The organism is Breznakia sp. PF5-3 (assembly GCF_029504745.1).
Taxonomy (GTDB): domain Bacteria; phylum Bacillota_I; class Bacilli_A; order Erysipelotrichales; family Erysipelotrichaceae; genus Breznakia.
Window position 1 is genome coordinate 25,422 of the sequence record NZ_JAQFIQ010000001.1, and the last position, 20,176, is coordinate 45,597.

Consider the following 20,176-nt stretch of genomic DNA (forward strand, 5'->3'; position numbering starts at 1 on the left):
CTATTGTAACATAGTTTTATAAGAATTGAAAAGATATATAATTCTTAATTTAAATGTTTATAATAAATTGATAATCACCCTTTTTTTTGGTAGAATAGATAAGTATTGAAGCCTTAAAAAAGGGGTGTAGTGATGGCAGAAAAAAAGTATGATGGTAGTAGTATACAAATATTAGAGGGTCTTGATGCAGTACGTAAAAGACCTGGGATGTATATTGGTTCTACCGACGGCAGAGGGTTGCATCATTTAGTCTGGGAAATTGTGGATAATGCAATTGATGAAGCACTAAATGGATATGGGAATAAAATAAAAATAACAATCTTAGAGGATGGTTCTCTTTGTGTTGAAGATAGTGGGCGAGGAATGCCTGTGGATAAACACGTATCAGGAAAATCTTCTTTAGAAGTAATCTTTACCGTTCTTCATGCTGGAGGAAAATTCAGTGAAGAAGGCGGATATAAAACAAGTGGAGGATTGCATGGTGTTGGAGCTAGTGTTGTAAATGCCTTAAGTAGCTATGTTGATGTTGAAGTATATCTTAATGGTAAAATATACACAATGCATTTTAAAGATGGTGGAAGTAAAGTAAGCAAACTAGAGGTAATTGGAAAGACGACCAAACGAGGAAGTAAGGTAACTTTTATGCCTGACGCTAGTATTTTTTCTACGGTTGATTTTTCGTTTAGTCAAATTTGTGAACGTGCAAGAGAAAGTGCTTTTTTATTAAAAGGAATTTCTCTTGAAGTTACAGATTTACGAAATGATAAACAAGAAGTTTATTGCTTTGAAAATGGTTTAGAAGATTTTATGAATTATTTACATGATGATAAACAAGTATTTCATAAACCAGTTTCTTTTAGTGGAGCAGGAAGTAATGGGATTACAGTAGACTGTGCATTTCAATATATTGATGAATATCAAGAAAATATGTTTTCTTTTGTAAATATGGTTCGTACGAAAGATGGAGGAACACATGAAGTAGGTGCTCGTGGTGCTTTCACTAAAGTCTTCAATGAATATGCGCGACGCAATGGTTTGTTAAAGGATAAAGATAAGAATTTTGAAGGTAGTGATGTTCGAGAAGGACTTACAGTTATTTTATCTTTGGGAATCCCTGAAACGCTTCTTCAATTCGAAGGACAAACAAAAGGGAAGTTGGGTACCCCAGAAGCAAGAACGGTTGTTGATAATATTGTTAGTGAAAAGTTAACATTCTTTTTAGAGGAAAATAAAGAATTGGCAATTACACTTGTGAAAAAGATGCAACGTGCTTCACAAGCTCGTGAAGCAGCACGTAAAGCACGAAATGAAGCACGAAGTGGAAAAAACAGAGGAAAAACAGAAAAGATTTTATCTGGAAAGTTAGCAAATGCACAAAGCAAGGATGCTCGTAAAAAAGAACTTTATCTAGTCGAAGGAGATTCGGCTGGTGGTAGTGCTAAACAAGGAAGAGATTCTAAATATCAAGCCATTTTACCACTGCGAGGAAAAGTATTGAATACGGAAAAAGCAAGCATTACAAGTATTGAAAAGAATGAAGAGTTAAATACGATCATTCATGCTATTGGTGCTGGAGTCGGTGCTAATTTTAATGTGGATGATGTAAATTATCATAAAGTAATAATTATGACAGATGCGGATACAGATGGTGCACATATCCAAGTATTGCTTTTAACTTTCTTTTATCGTTATATGCGTGAATTGGTGGATAATGGAATGGTGTATATTGCACTTCCACCACTATATAAATTAGAAAAAGGAAAAGATATTGTATATATTTGGGATGAAAAAGAATTAGAAGAAAATCGCTCAGCTTACAAAGGATATAGCTTACAACGTTACAAAGGACTTGGTGAAATGAATGCGGATCAACTTTGGGATACGACAATGAATCCTGACACCAGAACATTAATCCAAGTAAATATTGAGAATATTTTGAGTGCAGAAAAAAAGGTAAGTATTTTGATGGGGGATAAACCAGACTTACGACGTGATTGGATTGAGAATAATGTGTCTTTTACTATGGAAGATGATTTTGCGAAGGAGGTAAAATAATGAGTAAACCAGAAAGTAAATTGCTTGTTACGCCTTTGGAAGAAATAATGGGGGATCGTTTTGGAAGATATTCTAAATATATTATTCAAGAACGTGCCTTACCAGATGCTCGTGATGGTTTAAAACCAGTTCAGCGTCGTATTTTATTTGCAATGAATGAAGATGGCAATACCCATGATAAAAAATATCGTAAAAGTGCAAAATCAGTAGGGATTATCATGGGGAATTATCATCCGCATGGTGATAGTAGTATCTATGATGCAATGGTTCGTTTATCACAGAATTGGAAGAGCCGTGTGCCGTTAATTGATATGCAGGGAAACAATGGTTCTATTGATGATGATCCAGCTGCTGCAATGCGGTATACGGAAGTTCGTTTGGCACCAATTGCACAAATGCTATTACAAGATATTGAGAAGGATACAGTGGAATTTACACCTAACTTTGATGATACGGAAGAGGAACCAACAGTATTACCAGCAAGATATCCTAATTTATTGGTTAATGGAATTACTGGGATTGCTGCAGGTTATGCAACAAATATTCCACCACACAATTTAAATGAAGTTATTGATGCGACAATTTATCGTATTCAATATCCTAAATGTGAATTGAATGAGTTAATGGATTATATTCAAGGACCAGATTTTCCAACGGGAGGAATTGTACAAGGATTACAAGGAATCAAAGATGCTTTTAATAGTGGTAGAGGAAAAGTAATGATTAAGGCCAAGGCTGAAATCACGAAAACAAAAACGATTCAACAGATTGTAATTACTGAAATTCCATATGATGTAATTAAATGTAATCTAGTAAAGAAAATGGATGAAATTCGAATTAATAAAGATATTGATGGAATCATTGATGTTCGTGATGAGAGTGATCGCGGAGGATTAAAGATTGTCATTGATGTGAAAAAAGATGCTGATGCAAATTTGATATTGAATTATTTTTATAAGAATACAGATTTGCAAATTTCTTATAACTATAACGTGATTGCAATCGTGAATAAACGTCCTATGCAATTGGGTTTAAAAGAAATGTTGGATGCCTTTATTGCTCATCGTAATGAAGTGATTATTCGACGCAGTAAGTTTGAATTGGCCAAAAAGGAAAAACGTTGTCATATTTTAGAAGGATTGATTAAATGTATTTCTATCTTAGATGAAGTTATTGCTTTGATTCGTGATTCAAAAGATAAAGGGGATGCGAAACAACGCTTAATGGAACGTTATAGCTTTAGTGAAGCACAAGCGGAAGCTATTGTAACACTGCGTTTGTATCGTTTAACAAATACGGATGTAACATCCTTAAAAGAAGAATTTGCAATGTTATTGAATGAAATGGAAGAACTTCAAGATATTTTGGATAATCCAAAATCTTTAAAACGTTTGATGATCAAAGAGTTAAAAGAAGTAAAACAGTCTTTTGATTCTCAACGAATGAGTAAGATAGAAGAAGAAATTGAAGACATAAAAATTGATAAAGTACAGATGATTTCAAATGATCGTTATGTTGTGAGCGTATCGAAAGATGGATATGCCAAACGTGTATCTTTACGCTCTTATGGAGCTAGTGAAAATACAATGACCGGAATGAAGGAGGGCGATCATTTAATAGGCTATGAAGAAGTAAATAACTTAGATTGGTTAATATTCTTTACGAATGCTGGAACTTATGGATATTTACCAGTATACGAACTTGGTGAGCATAAATGGAAAGATTTGGGAACCCATCTAAATACAAAGATTAAAATGAGTGGAGATGAGAAATTAGTCAATGCTTTCATTTTGAAGAACTTTAAGCAAGATGGTTATTTTGTTAGTGTGTCACAACATGGGATGATCAAAAAAACAAAAATTGTTGATTTCCAAGTATCACGTAACAATAAAACAATGACTTGTATGAATTTGCATAAAGAAGATGTATTGGTTGGTACTTATTTAGCATATACAGATAATGAAGTAATGATTACAACAAGAAATGGTTATTGTGCACATTATCGATTAGATCAAATACCAGCAAGTGCACCAAAATCAAAGGGTGTAAAAGCAATGAATTTAAATAATGATGTAATTGTTAGTGCTCAAATGCTGAATGATACTTCAAAACATTTATTGGTTGTAAGTGAAGGTGGATTGATGAAGCGAGTGAAACCATCTGAAATTGATTTAATGAATAGACCTGTGAAAGGAATATTGGTTCATAAGCAAGTAAAATCAAATCCAAATTATGTTCGATATACCAAGATGGTTAGTAGCAATGATAAAGTTATATTTGTTGATGCTGGTGATGTACATGAAGTTGAAGCAAAAGATATATCGATTATGGGACGTGAATCTTCTTTCTCAACCGTATTGAAGCTTACCAACGATTATTATATGGTGAAGGATATAAACATTGTAGAAGATATTCCAGCGAGTGATGAAGATGACACAAAAGTGTATGAAGAAATCAAACTTGATGTATAGGATAAGATGATGAGAAAAGTAGAGAAGCTAATACAGTTGATGAAGCAAAGCAAATTTCAATATGATTTTGAAATTGGAAGTTTAGCCAAAGAAAGTTTTTCTGATAGCGAACAACTAAGCAATGAAGAATTTGTATGGGTTTTATTAGCATATGCTTTAAAATATGAATTTTTTGATCAAATTAATGAACAGCGTTTTTGTCTTATGCAAGCACAAATTCTTATAGATAAAAAACATATATCTTTAGATATGGATATAACAGTATTTTTGAAACAAAAGTTAGCTTTTCTTAAAGAAGCAAAAAAAGCACTGTTGCGGCAAATTGTGATAATTCAAATATGTACGGTTGCTTTGTTAATGGTCGTATTTATATTTTTGTTACATTATAATGTTATATATGTCTTAGGTATTACAATGGTTTTGACTGTTGCTAATTTGCTTATGATTTATCGTAGAGTTTGGCGAACGTTTAGTGACAATCAACTCTTGCAATTGCAATCTTATGTACAAGATGAAGAATTACTTAACATAATTGAGAATAATAGAGAAGGAAATGAGTAAATTTCCTTTTTTTTGTGTATAATATACTTATGAAAATAAGTTCGTTACAAAATTCTAAAATAAAATTATGGATGAAGTATCATCAAAAAAAATATCGTGATCAAGATCAACGGTTTTTAATAGAAGGGGAACATTTAATCAATGAGGCAATCCAAGCAAATTGTTTAGAGAGTTTGTTGATTCGAGATGGGAAGACAAATCCTTTTGGCTTTGCTAATGATGTATATGAGGTAGAAGGATTCATCATGGATAAGTTGTCACAAAATGTTTCAAAAGTAGATTATATTGGTATTTGTACACATCCAAATATTATTTCTACTGAAAATAATAGATTGGTTTTTTTAGATGCAATACAAGATCCTGGAAATATGGGGGCAATTATTCGTAGTGCCTATAGCTTTGGTTATGATGCTATTTTGGTGGGAAAGGATTGTGTTGATATCTATAATGAAAAAACGATTCGTTCAACCCAAGGAGCGCTGTTTCATTTGCCAATCAAGCGTGTGGATTTACTTGATGAAATAAAAGCATATCAAGCAAAAGGCGTGCACATGATTGCAACTGCATTAACAAATGCAATGCCTCTTGAACAAATCACATTTCATCAAAAACAGGGATTGATATTTGGTAATGAAGGTGCTGGTGTCAAAGCGGAAATACTGGCAGTTGCAGATACGATTACAAAAATAGAGATGATAAATTTTGAATCCTTGAATGTAGGAGTTGCTGCAAGTATATGTATGCATTATTTAAGAAAGGGAAAAGCATGATTTATAAAATAGAAAAGGATCAACTTCATAAAGTAGATAAAGTAGCAAAACAAGGATTGTTTTTTATAGATAAGATAGAGTATTTAGATGGATATGAAGAGTATCCTAGATTTGTGGAATCGATTCAAAACCATAATATAAGATTTGAGAGTCATCTTCATTTTGATATTCTTGTACTTCCGAATTCCATTCACATGCATAAATCAAAAAATCATATCTATGTTTATTTATCAAAAGATCGTTCTTTTTTCTGTGGAAATAAGAAATATTTTAGTTCATTTATTAAACAACTTCCTTTGGATGATGAAAGTATGAATATTGGGAATATCATTCAAAAGCTTTTACATAGTATTTCTGATGAAGTATATCATCATCTAAGCGATCTTGAAAACAAGGCTTTGCAATTGGAGGATCATGTTATCAATGATCCAATGATGAAAAATGCAAATAAAAATATTTTGGCATTTCGTAAAAATCTATTAAGAATGAAAAGAGATTATAATAATCTTTTGGATATTGTAGATTCGTTAATTGAAAATGATAATGGTTTATTTATGGAACTTGATATAAAGCATTTTAATATAGAGAAAGATCGCTTAAATCGTAATTATAATCATCTTTTATCATTGATGGAATATATTACTGAAATTCGAGAAGCTTATCAATCGGCTGTTGATAATCGATTGAATGATATTATGAAATTATTTACTATCATCAGTGCGATTTTCTTGCCATTGACCTTGCTTGTTGGCTGGTATGGAATGAATTTACGTATGCCTGAATTGGATTGGGTATTTAGTTATCCACTAGTCATTGTTTTGAGTATTATTATTGTTGTATTCTGTATTTATTATTTTCGCAAGAAAAAATGGTTTTAATAATATATTGTAATGGAGTTTGGTAATGAACATTGAAAAAACAATTCAAAATTTAGAAAAGCATAATTTTAAGGCCTATTTTGTGAAAGATAAAATAAGGTTATTTTCACTTCTAGATCAACTTTTAAAACCAGAGGTTAGTATTGGATGTGGTGATTCAATGACACTAGAAACGCTAGGTGTATATGAATATTTGAGAAGTGGAGAGTATATCTTTTATGATAAATATAAAAAGAATTTATCTACTGAGGATAAGCGTGCTTTGTATGTAAAGAATTTTTCGGCGGATGTTTTTTTCAGTAGTGCGAATGCGATTACAGAGGATGGGAAAATATTTAATATAGATGGGAATGGTAGTCGGGTTGCACCAATCATTTATGGTCCGAAAAAGGTAATTATAATCTGTGGGAAAAATAAAATTGTTGCTGATGAAAAGGCAGCATATAAGCGAGCGCGAAATATTGCAGCGCCACTGGATGCGAAGCGTTTGGGAAAGAAGACACCTTGTGCAATTACTGATGAGTGTGTGGATTGTCAAGCGAGCGATCGTATTTGTAATTCTTTTGTATTGTTAAGTGGACAATTTGTGAAAGATAGAATTAATATTATTATTGTTGATGAAGATTTAGGATATTGATTTGGAAAAGGTTGAAATAGCCTTTTTTTTATACTATAATTATGATAATGCGTTGAAAAGGACTAGTAATATAGCACTTTTTTTTAAGGGAATGATAGTCATAGACTGCGAGCTATCTAAAAGAAACTATATGAATTCACCTTTGAGTGAGATTAATGACCTCCCGTTTCATACGGTTATCATGTAATAGAGTGTGTCGCAAGATGAATTAGGATGGTACCGCGCTGTTATGCGTTCCTATACTTGTGCTTTTTTTTTGGCAGAAAGGATACATAATGGAAAAGTTAGAAAAACTAAGAGCAGAAGGTTTACAGAAAATTGAAGCATGTAAATCTACAAAAGAACTACAAGATATTCGCGTAGCATATCTTGGTAAAAAAGGTTCGATTCAAGAAGTAATGAAAACGATGAAGGACTTAAGCAAAGAGGAACGTCCAATTTTCGGACAACAGGTTAACGAAATTAAACAAGCGATTGAACAAGCAATTGAAGTTAAAAAAATTGGTTTGGAAGAAGCTGAAGTTAATGAAAAATTGAAAAATGAAAAGATTGATATTAGTCTAAGTGGACTAAAACCTAATCTTGGGAATTTGCATCCTCTAATCTTGGTTCAGCAAGAGTTGGAAGATTTATTTATAGGTCTTGGATATGAAATCGCAGAAGGTCCAGAGGTAGAGCTTGATTTATATAATTTTGAACGAGCAAATATACCAAAGGATCATCCTGCACGCGATATGCAAGATACATTTTATATAGATGCAGAGAAATTGCTTAGAACGCATACAACAGCTGTACAGATGCGTGTATTAGAAGAAAATGCACCTACATTACCAATTAAAGTTGTATGTCCAGGGAAGGTTTATCGTAGAGATGATGATGATGCTACCCATTCACATCAATTTACACAATTAGAAGGTTTGGTTGTTGGTAATGATATTCGCTTATCAGATTTGAAAGGAACACTAGAACTTGTTGCAAAACGCATGTTTGGTGAAAGTCGAAATATTCGGTTCCGTCCTAGTTATTTCCAATTTACAGAGCCTAGTGTAGAAGTTGATGTTTCTTGTCATATCTGTAATGGAAAAGGTTGTCCAACTTGTAAAGGTACTGGTTGGATTGAAATTTTAGGAGCAGGAATGGTACATCCAAATGTATTGTCAATGGCAGGATACGATCCATTAGCTTGCAGTGGTTTTGCTTTTGGGATTGGAATGGAACGTGTTGCTTTATTAAAATATGGGATTGATGATATTCGTCATCTTTATACAAATGATATTCGTTTTTTGAAAACATTTAATCGTTTTGAGTAGGAGGTAATGAAATGTTAATTAGTAGAAAATGGCTAAATCAATATATGGGTTTAGGTGATATTACAATCAATGAATTAGCAGATAAAATTACTGCTGCTGGTTTAGAGGTTGAAGGAATTGAATATATGGCTGAAGGTACCAATTTAGTGATTGGAAAAATTCTTACAGCAAAACCACATCCTGATTCTGATCATTTACAAGTATGTGAAGTTGATGTTGTGGATGAAGTTTTACAAATTGTTTGTGGTGCGCCCAACTGTAGAGCAGGATTAAATGTGATTGTTGCAAAAACAGGAGCAAAACTTCCAGAACTTGAAATTAAAAAGGGATTGATTCGAGGTGTTGAATCAAATGGAATGATTTGTAGTTTGCTTGAATTGGGGGTTGATGGAAAAAACTTAAGTGATGAGCAAAAAGCAGGAATTGAAGAGTTAGCTGAGGATGCTCCAATTGGTGAAACGAAAGTTTTGGCATATTTAGGATTAGATGATGAAATATTAGATATTGGATTAACACCAAATCGTAACGATTGTTTAGCTGCCTTTGCAATGGCAAAGGAAACAGGAGCAGTTTTAAATAAAGAGGTTACATTACCAAACTATAAAGGACAATCTGATGGTGGATTACCAACAAAATTAGTAGTTCGATCAGAAACAGAAAAATGTCCTTTATATACTGGGAAAATTATTCGCAATCTTACGATTAAAGAATCTCCAAGCTGGATGCGTGATTTGTTGATGGCAAGTGGAATCAAATCAATTAATAATGTTGTTGATATATCTAATTTAGTGATGTTGGAGACAGGTCAACCTTTACATTTCTTTGATTTATCAAAATTAGAAAAAGAAGAAATTGTCGTCAAAGATGGAATGAATTGTAAATATACTGCACTTGATGGTATAGAATATCAAATAACAGAAGATGACATTATGATTACAATCCATGATAAACCTGTTGCAATTGGGGGAGTTATGGGTGGAGATGACTCTAAGATTGATGATAATACAAAAGGGATCTTAATTGAAGCTGCAAGTTTTAATCATGTGGCTATTCGAAATACTGCCCGACGTTTAAACTTGAATACTGATTCTAGTATTCGTTATCAAAAGGGAATTGAGCCTAAAGCTCCATATATAGCAATGGATAGAGCAGTACAATTACTAGTAGAATATGCAGATGCAGATGCGATAGAAGAAACTGCTTTTTCTGCTGATCTTACTATTGATGATGTAACATTTGATGTTTCATTACCACGTATTAATCACTTATTAGGAACAAGATTTGAAGAAAACCAAGTTATGGATGTATTGGAAAGATTAGATTTTCATCCAACCAAAAATGGTGATTTCATCAATGTTGTTATTCCATCGTATCGTCAAGATGTGAAAATTGAGGCAGATATTGCGGAAGAAATCATTCGTATTATAGGTTTTGATGATTTAGAATCTACAATGCCGATGATGAGTGATACGGCAGGAAAATTAAATAGACGCCAACAATTAAGGAGAACATTACGTTCTATACTGTGTGATCAAGGCTTTTATGAAGCTACTTCTTATACTTTGGTAAGTGAAAAGATGTATAAAGATGCGATTATGCCACTTGGTTCATATGAACAATTGGCTTCACCAATGAGTGAAGATCGTAAAATTATTAGGGGAAGTATCCTACCTAGTTTATTAAATTGTGTAGCTTATAATAAAGCTAGATCATTGAAGAACGTTCCTTTCTTTGAGATTAGTACAGTTTATGGAAAAGATGTTATGGAAGAACGTCTAGCAATTGTTTTACAAGGTGCCTTACAAGAAAATAGATGGATGAAATATGAAATTTCACCAACATTTTATATGATGAAAGGAATGATTCAGGCGATATTGGAAAAGCTTGGATATAATGAATCGCGTATTATAATTAAAGAAAATACGCTTGATACAACTCATTTTCATCCTTATCGAAGTGCTGTTGTCTATATTGGAAAAGATTTATTAGGAATTTTTGGAGTGATTCATCCAAATATGGCAAAAGCATATGAAGTTAGTGAATGTGTAATAGCAGAACTTAATTTAGAGGTTATCCTTGCAAACAAAACAAGTAAGGTAAAATATGAGGCTGTATCAAAATATCCACAAGTAGTTCGTGATTTAGCATTTGTTGTTGAAGAGAATTTAGCCGTTTCTGAAATAACAAAGGCGATAAAAAATTGTGGTAAAGCGATTATTAAAGATGTTGAAGTATTTGATGTTTATACAGGAGAGCATGTAGAGGATGGTTATAAATCAATTGCCTTATCTATTACTTTCCAAGCAAACGATCGTACCTTGACAGATGATGAAATCAACCAAGTTCATGATAAAATCTTAAGTGTTTTAAAAGATAAGTTGAATGCTGAATTGAGAGGTTAGAAAAAAGTCGAAAGAAATCTTTCGGCTTTTTGTTTTAATATTTCAATTATTTCGTTAGAATATATATAAGAATATAAAATACATGAGGTGAAAAATGATTGTTACAGTTACAATGAATCCTGCTATAGATAAGACTGCAGAAGTTGATGAATTCATAGTTGGTGGTTTAAATCGATTGCAAAATACGTTGATAAATCCTGGTGGAAAAGGGATTAATGTATCAAAGACGATACAACATTTAGGTGGCGAAAGTATTGCGATGGGTTTTGTTGCAGGTGCTAGTGGTAGATATATTGTAGATGCTTTAAATGATTATCATATTAAAAATAAGATGGTTGAAGTAGTGGGGAATACAAGAACGAATTTAAAAATTTTAAATAGTAAAATGAAACTTACGGAATTAAATGAAGAAGGACCAATAATTACAAAAGAAGCTTTGGATTTACTATGTAATCAAATTATTCAAGATGTTAATCAAGATGATATTGTAGTTTTATCTGGTAGTGTTCCTTCTACTGTGACAAAAGATATTTATGCTGAAATAATTCATAAGGTAAAGCAGAAGGGTGTAAAGGTAATTTTAGATGCTGATGGCGATTTGTTTAAAAACTCAGTGGTAGAAGTTCCAACAATAATAAAGCCGAATCGATATGAACTGTGTCAATATTTTAAAATTGATGAAAATTGTAGCTTAGAAGAACTATTAAATAAAGGAAAGCTATTTTTGGATGCTGGAATAGAAATGATTGTGATTTCTATGGGAAGTGATGGAGCAGTCTTTATGAATAATGATCATACTGCAATCGTAAAAGGATTAAAGGTAGAAGCTCATTCAAGTGTAGGAGCAGGAGATGCAATGGTTGCAGGTATTGCATATGCTTTAGAGAGGAAATTCTCGTTTGATGATCTCATTAAGCTTTCTGTTGCAACGAGTGCTGGAGCGGTGATGACGAAAGGAACACAACCAGCAGATCGAAAAATAGTAGATGATTTGATGAAAAAAGTACAGATTCAAAAAATTAAGTAAAAGAAATAGTAAAAAGACATATATTAAATAATGTCTTTTTATTGTTGTTCAACTTGAACAGAAATTTGGATAACATATTCCTCTTCTTTGTTAGTTTGTAAATGGTTTAAGATATCATATTCGTAGAAATCACCAATAACTTTCAAATGATATTCTTTTATATAATTACGGATAATATCATATGTTTCACTCATTGATCGATATGTTCCTTTATGTTCAATTACAAGATACATTCCAGCAGGTTGTTCTTTCACAAAAGGAATATTTTTTCGTTTGTTTAAATAAGAGAAATATGCCAAATCTTTAAATTCATTTTGCAATACACCTTGGGCATCGTATATGATTCCATAAGACAAATCATCAGAAATATTGTGTTGTTGACAATATGCGATATGCTTACTTAAACAATCATAATAATCTTTATCATCTTTTGGTGATGAGGTAAATGGGGTGGTAATGATATATCCCAGATTCCAATGTTCTAGTCTAGGAACAAAGTAAGATGTATGTAAAGCTTTTTTAGTGTTTTTAATAATATGATTGATAGAATTAGTGAGTTCTGTAATATATTGTTTTTGTTTGTTTAATATATTCTTTTTTTCTTCAAGTATTTTAATAAAATTTTCACTATTCTGATGTTCCATAAATGCTTTGATTTCTTTTAAAGAACTACCGCTTTCTCGTAATACAGAAATCAAATCAAAAGTTGAAAATTGATCAATGGAATAATAGCGATAGCCATTATTTTTAATGATGTTTGGTTTTAATAACCCAATTTGATCGTAATGAAAAAGAGTGTTTTTTGTTGTGTTACACAACTTTGCAAATTCTCCTGTAGTTAATAAAACCGATGAGTGCATAATTTCTCCTTGACTATATGGTAACCATATAGTTTATCATAACATTTATTGGCTTTTATTGGCAATATGAAAAGGAGGTAATTATGCAAAATTCAATTAGTAAAGAGTTTGATTTCAAATCACTTTTAATATTCGCGTTTCCAACAATTATCATGATGGTATTTATGTCTTTATATACGATTGTTGATGGTATTTTTGTTGCTCGTTATGTAGGGAGTAATGCAGTTGCCTCGATTAATATCGTGATGCCAGTAATTAATTTATTGAATAGTATTGGAATTATGTTTGCATCTGGTGGTAATGCAGTAATTTCAAAGAAAATAGGTGAGGGAAAAAGCGAAGAAGCAAATGAAGATTTTTCCTTTATCAATGTTGTTTGCTTATTGGTTGGTGTTATTATCGCAGTTGTTTGTTTCATTTTTATGGAGCCAATGTTTGGCTTGTTAGGCGCAAGTGAAACATTGTTGCCATTGTGTATGGAATATGGTTTTTTCTTTATCATATCAGCACCCTTATCAATTATAAAATGTGTCTATGATCAATTATTGGTTACTGCAGGACATCCTAAGTTAGCATTAAAGACTTCAATTGTTGGAGGCGTTACCAACATTGTTCTAGATTATCTCTTTATTGTAATTTTTGGGTTTGGAATTGTCGGGGCTGCCATTGCTACAGTGATAGGACAAATTGTTGCTGTGTGGATTGCTGTTCAATTTTTTAGAGATTCTGAAAATACAATTCATTTTACAAAATTTAAAAAACGTTATCAAACGATTAAAGAAGCAATGATTAATGGATCTAGTGAAATGGTATCTCAATTATCGTTTGCAATTACTACTGTAATTTTTAATTTGGGAATGATGAAGTACGCTGGCGAAAGTGGCGTAGCAGCAATTTCCATCATTTTATATATTCAATTTATTATGATTGCTGTATTCATTGGTTTTTCCAATGGAATAGCTCCCGTTGTTGGATATTCTTATGGTAGTCAAAATCGAGCACAGTTAAAACGGATATATCGTTACTCTAATATTTTTATATGGTCTGTGTCTATTTTTGTCTTTATTCTTTCTCAATTAGGAGGAGAATGGATTATTCGTATTTTTATTGGTAGCACAGATAGTGCTTATGCGTTATCTGTACATGGTTTATATTTGTTTTCCTTTTCTTTTATCTTCAATGGTTTTACAATTTTTTCATCTGGTTTTTTTACTGCATTATCCAATGGTCCAATTTCAGCAGCTATATCATTTTTGAAGAATTTGGTGTTCATTGTTGTCTTTGCCATTGTGTTACCACCACTTTGGGGAATTGATGGCTTATGGCTTTGTATTCCATTTGCAGAATTTGTAGCATTTTTTGTAGCTTTGTTTTTTCTGTTATGGAAGAAAAAAGAATACGGATATTAAAAATCTGTTAGGTTATACCTAAACAGATTTTTTTATTCTCCGATAATTTTTATTAATACACGCTTTGTGCGTTTTCCATCAAATTCAAAATAGAAAATTTGCTCCCACGTGCCGAAATCTAATTCACCATCTGTAATTGCACAAACACTTTCACGTCCCATAATAGTTCGTTTAAGGTGTGCATCAGCATTGTCTTCATAACCATTGTGTTGATATTGACTATATGGTTTTTCTGGTGCAATCCCTTCTAACCAACGTTCATAATCGTTATGCAATCCACCTTCATCATCATTAATAAAGACACTTGCGGTAATATTCATGGCATTTATTAGTACTAACCCTTCTTTGACTCCGCTTTCGCTAATTGCTTGTTGTACATCACGTGTGATATTTACTAGACCTCGTCTATTAGGCAAATGAAAAGATAATTCTTTACGATAAGATTTCATAAGTTCCTCCTTTGTGATTTTCATGGAAGTATCCATAATGCTTTTCTTATATTATACACTACTTAACAGAATTGCTAATAGGAAACGTGTAGCTTTATAAAACAACTATATCAAATAGTATTTTGCAAATATAAAGTATTGTGAGATACTTTATAACTTTTTCAAAGCATTACCAAATATCACGAATTATTATCCGATTTTACCAGTTTTTACACAAGCATAGTTAACTATGATATACTTGTGGCATCAAATAAAACTAATCAGTGGGGGATTCGATAAACTTGGAGGAAGATGAAATGAAAAAAAATAAAGTAATTATAGCTTCAACAGCAATTTTTCTTTTACTTGTTTTAACATTGATATCTATTAATAGTGAAGCAGTTAGGTATCCGAGATTAGATGATTCAATGGTTGAAGTTCTATGGACGTATGAAAAAGGTGAATCCGTTGTTTTAAATCCAGGAGATAATCTATATTATTTAGATGGGACTATCGTAAAGCCTAGCAAAATAGAAGAGGAAGATATCTATTATTATAATTTATCATCGGGAAAGTACAAAGGGACGATAATGGATAGTGTAAGTGGAGAGTTAGTGGAAATATCGATAATTATAAATTAACTTAGTCTTGTTCTTGATTCTTGGAAATATAAATCAAGAACAAGATTTTCTTTTGTATGCTAATAATAAGTTATTTAAAAATAAATTACTTGTATCTATTTGTAATTATGCTATACTATAAACAAATATAAATGATAGAGGCGCAATTCGTTATTATCATATCTGGAGAAGGCATTCGTTAGACAGATGATGAGAGGAACAATTGCCGAATGTATGTTATTGGCAAATAGCATATGTGGGATTATAGTGAATAACTGTAATACTGTCTACGTGAGTAGGGGTGCTATCTTAATGATGTTTTTATGTCAATAAGAGGAATCCTTATTGGCTTTTTTTATGGAGGTAAGAGGAAATGTTGAAAATTGGAAATGTTGGTTGTGATGAATTATTACATGTTTGTGGTAGTCCATTATATGTATATGATGAAAAAGTAATAGAAGATAAGTTGCAAGAATATCAAACTTATTTTAAAAGTGATAAGTTTGAAACGGAAATAGTATATGCTTCAAAAGCGTTTACTTGTGGAGCATTGTTAAAGAAGCTAGCCGCTTTCCAATGTAGCATTGATGTTGTAAGTGGTGGGGAGTTATATGTTGCTGAGAGAGCAGCTTTCAATCCTGATAAGATTTACTTTCATGGAAACAATAAAACGGATGATGAAGTGAAGATGGCGCTTACTTATGGAGTGAAAACTTTGGTTATTGATAATGTGTTTGAAGTGGAAAAAATTTTAAGTATAAGCAAAGCTATGAAAAAACATGTACATGTCTTAATTCGTATCAATCCAAAGATTGAGGCACATACACATGAATACATTATGACTGCGACGAGTGATTCAAAATTTGGAATAAGCATTGATGAAATAGAAGATATAGTTTCTATGATTAACATGATTGAAGCAAGTGAATATGTAACTTTTGATGGGTTTCATTCACATATAGGTTCGCAGATTTTTGAAGCCCATGCATTTATTGGAGCAATTGATAAAATGGTTGTATTTGCTAAAAAAATCAAAGATATTACTGGTGTGAACATAAAGACATTGAATATTGGTGGTGGATTTGGAGTACGCTATACAGATGAAGATACACCATTATCAACGCCAGAGATGTGTAAAGCTCTTATTCAAGCTATAGAAATAGCATGTGACAACAACAATATTACTTTTGATAAGGTTTGTATGGAACCGGGAAGAAGTATTGTAGGTGAAGCCGGTTATACTTTATATGAAGTTGGATTTACTAAAAAAACACAAAACAAAGAGTTTGCATTTATCAATGGAGGAATGGCGGATAATATCCGTCCCGCTTTATATGAAGCAAAATATGCTTGTGATATTGCAAATAAAATGGATGAAACAAAAGAATATCGCTATGAGATTGCAGGAAAGTGTTGTGAGAGCGGGGATATATTAATTCATGACGTTTTATTACCGAAAGTTGAGACAGGGGATATACTCGTTACTTATACGACTGGAGCATATGGATATTCAATGGCTAGTAATTATAATCGTTTGAATCGTCCTGCTGTAGTATTTGTAAAAGATGGAAAGGTTCGCCAAGTGCTTCGTCGTGAGACTTATGAAGATCAAGTACGCTTGGATGATGAACGGGAAATAAAATTGTGATTTCGTTTTCGAAATATCATGGTTGTGGTAATAGTTTTATTATTGTAGATTATGATGATATTGAAAAGTATGATATAGCAACACTGGCAATGCACATGTGTAATGCAGAGATAGGAATTGGTGCAGATGGCTTTATCATTGTTAAGGATTCACCATTAACAATGATATTCTATAATCAAGACGGAAGTAGAGCACCGATGTGTGGGAATGGAATTCGATGTTTTGCAAAGTATGTAAAGGATAAACATTATGTTAGTGATAATACCTTTGAAGTATTGACAGGTGCAGGAAATTTAATAGTAAATTGTATAGATGATAAATATGAGATTATGATGGGAATACCACACTTTGATAACACATTGTTGAAACTGAGAAAAGATGTAAATTTATATTCGTATTCATTATTAGAATATGAATTAAGTAGTGTTTTCCTAGGAACAATTCATACCGTATTATTTGTTGATTCATTTGATGATATCGATATAAAAGCAGTTGGTGAAGAAATATGTAATCATGAATTGTATAAAGAAAAGACAAATGTGAATTTTGTGAAAGTAATTGATCGTAAAAATATTTGTGTATTTACTTATGAGAGAGGAGTTGGGATTACAAAAGCATGTGGAACGGGATGTTGTGCAAGTTTTGTAATTGCGCATCACTTCAATAAAGTTGATAATTGTGTAAATGTACATCTTGAATATGGAATGTTAACAATTGAATATGATAATAAAAAGGTGATGATGAAGGGTCCTGCAACATTTGTTGCTAAGGGACAATATAACATAGAGGAGGAATAAATTATGTTAGTAAAAGGAAGCATTGTAGCGCTTATAACGCCGTTTAATGAGAATGGTAGTGTGAATTTTAATAAGTTAGGGGAATTGATAGAATTTCATGTTAAAAATAAAACAGATGCATTATTAGTGTTAGGGACAACAGGGGAAACACCAACGTTATCACATGAAGAAGATGACTCAGTGGTAAAATATACAATTGAAAAGGTAGATGGAAGGTTGCCAATATATGTAGGAGCTGGATCAAATAACACAACAACACAGTTAACATATTGTAAGAAATATGAAAAGATGGGTGCAGATGCACTGTTAGTTATTGCTCCATATTATAATAAAGCCAATGAAGAAGGGATGTATCTACATTTTAAAACAGTAGCAGATGAAGTGAATATACCATTAATCTTATATAATGTTCCTGGTAGAACAGGATGTTCTATTTCTTATTCAGTGGTAAAACGGTTAGCGACACACAAAAATATTGCCGCGATTAAAGAAGCAAGTGGTGATATATCTTATTTAGCAAAAATCTCTAAATTAGCAAGTGAAGATTTTTATGTTTATTCAGGAAATGATGATATGGTAGTACCAGCAATGTCATTGGGTGGTAGTGGTGTGATTTCAGTATCAGCTAATATCCTTCCAGAAGCAATGCATAATATGGTAACTTATTATTTAGAAGGTAAAACCGATGAAGCACTACATTTACAGTTGAAGTATCTTGATTTAATCAATGCTTTGTTCATAGAGACAAATCCAATTCCAGTTAAAGAAGCAATGAATCAATTGGGAATGGAAGTTGGAGGTTATCGTTTGCCGCTTACATATATGAGTGATGCTAATCGTGAAATTCTTATTAATGAATTAAAAGTAATGGAGGATTAAAATGAAAGTAGCACTTATTGGTTATGGAATGATGGGAAAAGTGATTGAGAAAAAACTGCTTGATCGAGGACATACAATTTCTGGAATTGTAAGTTTGGGGATGATAGAAGATATTAATGAAATTAAAGAGCCAATGGATGTAATCATTGATTTCTCACATCCAAATAATTTAGATATGCTATTGTCTTATGCAATGGCTAATCAAATACCTTTGGTGATAGCAACAACAGGATTTAGTGATGATCAAATTGCAAAGATTTATGAAAGTGCGAAGCTAGCACCAATTGTATATACGGCAAATTTTTCATTAGGAATTACCGTTATGGAAGAAGTATTACGTACAATCACACCAATTTTAAAAGATAGTTTTGATATTGAAGTTATAGAAAAACATCATAATCAAAAAATTGATGCACCTAGTGGAACCGCTAAAATGTTGGTAAATGCAATTAATGAGGATAATGACTATGATATTGTATATGGACGTGAAGGAATGGTGAAGCGTGGAAATGAAATCGGTGTACATGCCATTCGTGGTGGAAGTATTGTTGGTGAACACAGTGTTATTTTTGCAGGTGAAGACGAAGTGTTTGAAATCAAACATGAAGCACATTCAAAAAGCATTTTCGCAAATGGTGCAGTTAAGGCAGCTGAATTCTTGGTGGGGAAGAAAGCTGGAATTTATAATATGCATGATGTATTGTTTACAAAATAAAGGGGGAGCGTATGGAAGCTCAAGATATTATTGGTTTTATAAAAAATGCAAAGAAGGTAACACCTGTAAAAGTGTATTTGAAAACAAAGAAGAAACTCGTTTTTAGTGGCTGTCAGGTATTTGGCAGTGAAAAAAGTCCAATCGTTATAGGGGACTGGGAAATTATACGACCATTATTAGAAAAATATAAACAAGATATTGAAGATACTTACATTGAAAATGATTGTCGCAATTCAGCAATTCCAAAATTAGATATTAAAAACATCAATGCCCGAATTGAACCGGGCGCTATTATTCGAGACCAGGTAGAAATTGGTGATAATGTAGTCATTATGATGGGGGCTATTATTAATATTGGTGCAAAGATTCAAGAAAATACGATGATTGATATGGGATGTGTTTTAGGTGGTCGAGCAGAGGTTGGAAAAAACTGTCATATTGGTGCTGGTACCGTGTTGGCTGGTGTTGTTGAACCAGCTAGTGCAACTCCTGTTATTATTGAAGATGATGTTGTTATCGGTGCGAATGCGGTTGTAATTGAAGGGGTTAGAATTGGAAAAGGTAGTGTTGTAGCAGCAGGAAGTATTGTTTTAGATGATGTTGCTCCTGGCTTGATGGTGGCAGGTTGTCCTGCTCGTGTAATCAAAGCAGTGGACGATAAAACAGCCAGTAAAACAGGCTTAGAATTAGCCCTAAGAGCATTATAAAA

Annotated in this window: 18 protein-coding genes and 1 riboswitch; of the genes, 16 read left to right on the forward strand and 2 right to left on the reverse strand. The window is 32.4% G+C overall.

Annotation, left to right across the window (positions count from 1 at the left end; translation table 11 throughout):
• Positions 1-132: 132 nt before the first annotated feature.
• The 9 genes from parE to pfkB all read left to right on the forward strand — a co-directional run bounded on the left by parE (position 133) and on the right by pfkB (position 12,111).
• Positions 133-2,055 (forward strand): DNA topoisomerase IV subunit B, encoded by a 1,923-nt coding sequence (parE, locus tag M2475_RS00125; protein WP_277488675.1) that lies wholly within the window; start codon positions 133-135, stop codon positions 2,053-2,055.
• Positions 2,055-4,526, forward strand: coding sequence for a DNA topoisomerase IV subunit A (gene parC, locus M2475_RS00130; protein WP_277488677.1), 2,472 nt, complete (start codon positions 2,055-2,057; stop codon positions 4,524-4,526). Before parE ends, parC begins: the two co-directional genes overlap by 1 nt.
• Positions 4,527-4,535: 9 nt before the next feature.
• Complete coding sequence (locus M2475_RS00135) at positions 4,536-5,087, forward strand: hypothetical protein (RefSeq protein WP_277488680.1); 552 nt, start codon at positions 4,536-4,538, stop codon at positions 5,085-5,087.
• 29 nt (positions 5,088-5,116) lie between these two features.
• Positions 5,117-5,857: an RNA methyltransferase gene (locus M2475_RS00140; protein WP_277488682.1), complete on the forward strand. Its 741-nt coding sequence runs from the start codon at positions 5,117-5,119 to the stop codon at positions 5,855-5,857.
• Entirely contained in the window at positions 5,854-6,735 is an 882-nt protein-coding gene (locus M2475_RS00145; RefSeq protein WP_277488683.1) for a CorA family divalent cation transporter, read from the forward strand. The genes M2475_RS00140 and M2475_RS00145 overlap by 4 nt, the downstream gene beginning before the upstream one ends.
• Positions 6,736-6,760: 25 nt before the next feature.
• Positions 6,761-7,372, forward strand: a complete 612-nt coding sequence (locus M2475_RS00150; RefSeq protein ID WP_277488685.1) for a lactate utilization protein — start codon at positions 6,761-6,763, stop codon at positions 7,370-7,372.
• Positions 7,373-7,647: 275 nt separating this feature from the next.
• A complete protein-coding gene (gene pheS, locus M2475_RS00155) occupies positions 7,648-8,682 on the forward strand; it encodes a phenylalanine--tRNA ligase subunit alpha (protein ID WP_277488686.1) in 1,035 nt (344 codons plus the stop codon).
• Positions 8,683-8,693: 11 nt separating this feature from the next.
• On the forward strand, positions 8,694-11,084 hold the full coding sequence (gene pheT, locus M2475_RS00160; RefSeq protein ID WP_277488688.1) for a phenylalanine--tRNA ligase subunit beta: 2,391 nt from the start codon (positions 8,694-8,696) through the stop codon (positions 11,082-11,084).
• Between the two features lie 94 nt (positions 11,085-11,178).
• Positions 11,179-12,111 (forward strand): 1-phosphofructokinase, encoded by a 933-nt coding sequence (pfkB, locus tag M2475_RS00165; protein WP_277488690.1) that lies wholly within the window; start codon positions 11,179-11,181, stop codon positions 12,109-12,111.
• A gap of 38 nt (positions 12,112-12,149) precedes the next feature.
• On the opposite strand, the gene M2475_RS00170 is transcribed toward pfkB, so the two are convergent.
• Entirely contained in the window at positions 12,150-12,971 is an 822-nt protein-coding gene (locus M2475_RS00170; protein ID WP_277488693.1) for a MerR family transcriptional regulator, read from the reverse strand.
• Positions 12,972-13,054: 83 nt separating this feature from the next.
• Between M2475_RS00170 and M2475_RS00175 the strand changes: the two genes are divergently transcribed.
• Positions 13,055-14,380 (forward strand): MATE family efflux transporter, encoded by a 1,326-nt coding sequence (locus M2475_RS00175; RefSeq protein WP_277488694.1) that lies wholly within the window; start codon positions 13,055-13,057, stop codon positions 14,378-14,380.
• 32 nt (positions 14,381-14,412) lie between these two features.
• On the opposite strand, the gene M2475_RS00180 is transcribed toward M2475_RS00175, so the two are convergent.
• Positions 14,413-14,829 carry a secondary thiamine-phosphate synthase enzyme YjbQ gene (locus M2475_RS00180; RefSeq protein ID WP_277488696.1) on the reverse strand — a complete coding sequence of 139 codons (417 nt, stop codon included), beginning with the start codon at positions 14,827-14,829 and terminating at the stop codon, positions 14,413-14,415.
• A gap of 296 nt (positions 14,830-15,125) precedes the next feature.
• On the opposite strand from M2475_RS00180, the gene M2475_RS00185 reads away from it, so the two are divergent.
• From M2475_RS00185 to dapD, 6 genes are all read left to right on the forward strand, one after another.
• Positions 15,126-15,449, forward strand: coding sequence for a hypothetical protein (locus tag M2475_RS00185; RefSeq protein ID WP_277488698.1), 324 nt, complete (start codon positions 15,126-15,128; stop codon positions 15,447-15,449).
• Between the two features lie 127 nt (positions 15,450-15,576).
• A riboswitch (Lysine riboswitch) is annotated at positions 15,577-15,743 on the forward strand.
• Between the two features lie 58 nt (positions 15,744-15,801).
• Positions 15,802-17,076: a diaminopimelate decarboxylase gene (gene lysA / locus M2475_RS00190; protein WP_277488701.1), complete on the forward strand. Its 1,275-nt coding sequence runs from the start codon at positions 15,802-15,804 to the stop codon at positions 17,074-17,076.
• Positions 17,073-17,873, forward strand: a complete 801-nt coding sequence (dapF, locus tag M2475_RS00195; RefSeq protein WP_277488703.1) for a diaminopimelate epimerase — start codon at positions 17,073-17,075, stop codon at positions 17,871-17,873. Before lysA ends, dapF begins: the two co-directional genes overlap by 4 nt.
• Positions 17,874-18,752, forward strand: coding sequence for a 4-hydroxy-tetrahydrodipicolinate synthase (gene dapA / locus M2475_RS00200; RefSeq protein WP_277488873.1), 879 nt, complete (start codon positions 17,874-17,876; stop codon positions 18,750-18,752).
• A gap of 1 nt (position 18,753) precedes the next feature.
• A complete protein-coding gene (dapB, locus tag M2475_RS00205; protein WP_277488705.1) occupies positions 18,754-19,467 on the forward strand; it encodes a 4-hydroxy-tetrahydrodipicolinate reductase in 714 nt (237 codons plus the stop codon).
• A gap of 11 nt (positions 19,468-19,478) precedes the next feature.
• Entirely contained in the window at positions 19,479-20,174 is a 696-nt protein-coding gene (gene dapD, locus M2475_RS00210) for a 2,3,4,5-tetrahydropyridine-2,6-dicarboxylate N-acetyltransferase (RefSeq protein WP_277488709.1), read from the forward strand.
• Positions 20,175-20,176 lie beyond the last annotated feature (2 nt).

Coding starts and splice junctions, on each gene's coding strand:
- parE (WP_277488675.1), top strand. CDS start 133: ATGGCAGAAAAAAAGTATGATGGTAGTAGTATACAAATATTAGAGGGT.
- parC (WP_277488677.1), top strand. CDS start 2,055: ATGAGTAAACCAGAAAGTAAATTGCTTGTTACGCCTTTGGAAGAAATA.
- M2475_RS00135 (WP_277488680.1), top strand. CDS start 4,536: ATGAGAAAAGTAGAGAAGCTAATACAGTTGATGAAGCAAAGCAAATTT.
- M2475_RS00140 (WP_277488682.1), top strand. CDS start 5,117: ATGAAAATAAGTTCGTTACAAAATTCTAAAATAAAATTATGGATGAAG.
- M2475_RS00145 (WP_277488683.1), top strand. CDS start 5,854: ATGATTTATAAAATAGAAAAGGATCAACTTCATAAAGTAGATAAAGTA.
- M2475_RS00150 (WP_277488685.1), top strand. CDS start 6,761: ATGAACATTGAAAAAACAATTCAAAATTTAGAAAAGCATAATTTTAAG.
- pheS (WP_277488686.1), top strand. CDS start 7,648: ATGGAAAAGTTAGAAAAACTAAGAGCAGAAGGTTTACAGAAAATTGAA.
- pheT (WP_277488688.1), top strand. CDS start 8,694: ATGTTAATTAGTAGAAAATGGCTAAATCAATATATGGGTTTAGGTGAT.
- pfkB (WP_277488690.1), top strand. CDS start 11,179: ATGATTGTTACAGTTACAATGAATCCTGCTATAGATAAGACTGCAGAA.
- M2475_RS00170 (WP_277488693.1), bottom strand. CDS start 12,971: ATGCACTCATCGGTTTTATTAACTACAGGAGAATTTGCAAAGTTGTGT.
- M2475_RS00175 (WP_277488694.1), top strand. CDS start 13,055: ATGCAAAATTCAATTAGTAAAGAGTTTGATTTCAAATCACTTTTAATA.
- M2475_RS00180 (WP_277488696.1), bottom strand. CDS start 14,829: ATGAAATCTTATCGTAAAGAATTATCTTTTCATTTGCCTAATAGACGA.
- M2475_RS00185 (WP_277488698.1), top strand. CDS start 15,126: ATGAAAAAAAATAAAGTAATTATAGCTTCAACAGCAATTTTTCTTTTA.
- lysA (WP_277488701.1), top strand. CDS start 15,802: ATGTTGAAAATTGGAAATGTTGGTTGTGATGAATTATTACATGTTTGT.
- dapB (WP_277488705.1), top strand. CDS start 18,754: ATGAAAGTAGCACTTATTGGTTATGGAATGATGGGAAAAGTGATTGAG.
- dapD (WP_277488709.1), top strand. CDS start 19,479: ATGGAAGCTCAAGATATTATTGGTTTTATAAAAAATGCAAAGAAGGTA.